2 protein-coding genes are annotated in these 593 nt (G+C 61.6%); both read right to left on the reverse strand.

Annotation, left to right across the window (positions count from 1 at the left end):
* On the reverse strand, positions 1 to 263 hold a 263-nt coding region (locus tag EN994_RS34380; protein WP_127308299.1), incomplete at its 3' end, for an ATP-binding cassette domain-containing protein.
* 17 nt (positions 264 to 280) lie between these two features.
* Positions 281 to 593 (reverse strand): ABC transporter permease subunit (locus EN994_RS34385; protein ID WP_127308300.1); only part of this gene is annotated, 313 nt, incomplete at its 5' end.

The following is a 593-nucleotide window of genomic DNA, read 5'->3' on the forward strand; positions in this document are numbered from 1 at the left end:
AGCGTGCTCTTGCCGGTTACCCGTGCTGAATCGATGGTGTCGTTCATGCGGTTGAGGCAGCGCAGGAAGGTGGACTTGCCGCAGCCGGAGGGGCCGATCAGCGCCGTCACCTGGTTCAGGCGGACGTCGAGATCGACGTCGAACAGCGCCTGCTTCTCGCCGTAGAACACGCCGACCTTGTCGCCGCGCATTTTTATCACTTCGTTCGACTTCATCTTGTCGCCCACTGCGTTTTCAAGGGACTGTTCGGTCATGATGTTCATACCAAAATGCCTTTTTTCTACCAGCGCCGCTCGAACCGACGCCGAAGCACGATCGCGGTGATGTTCATGGCCATGAGGAAGACGAGCAGGATGATGATGGCGCCGGACATACGCTCGACGAAGGCGCGTTCGGCCTCGTTCGCCCACATATAGATCTGCACCGGCAGCGCGGTGGCCGGATCGAAAGGCGTCGTCGGTGGATCGGCGACGAAGGCGACCATGCCGATCAACAGCAGCGGCGCGGTTTCGCCGAGCGCGCGCGCAAGACCGATGATGGTGCCGGTGAGGATGCCGGGCGCGGCAAGCGGCAGGATGTGCTGGAACACCATC

The organism is Mesorhizobium sp. M7A.F.Ca.CA.002.09.1.1 (genome assembly GCF_003998555.1).
Taxonomy (GTDB): domain Bacteria; phylum Pseudomonadota; class Alphaproteobacteria; order Rhizobiales; family Rhizobiaceae; genus Mesorhizobium; species Mesorhizobium ciceri.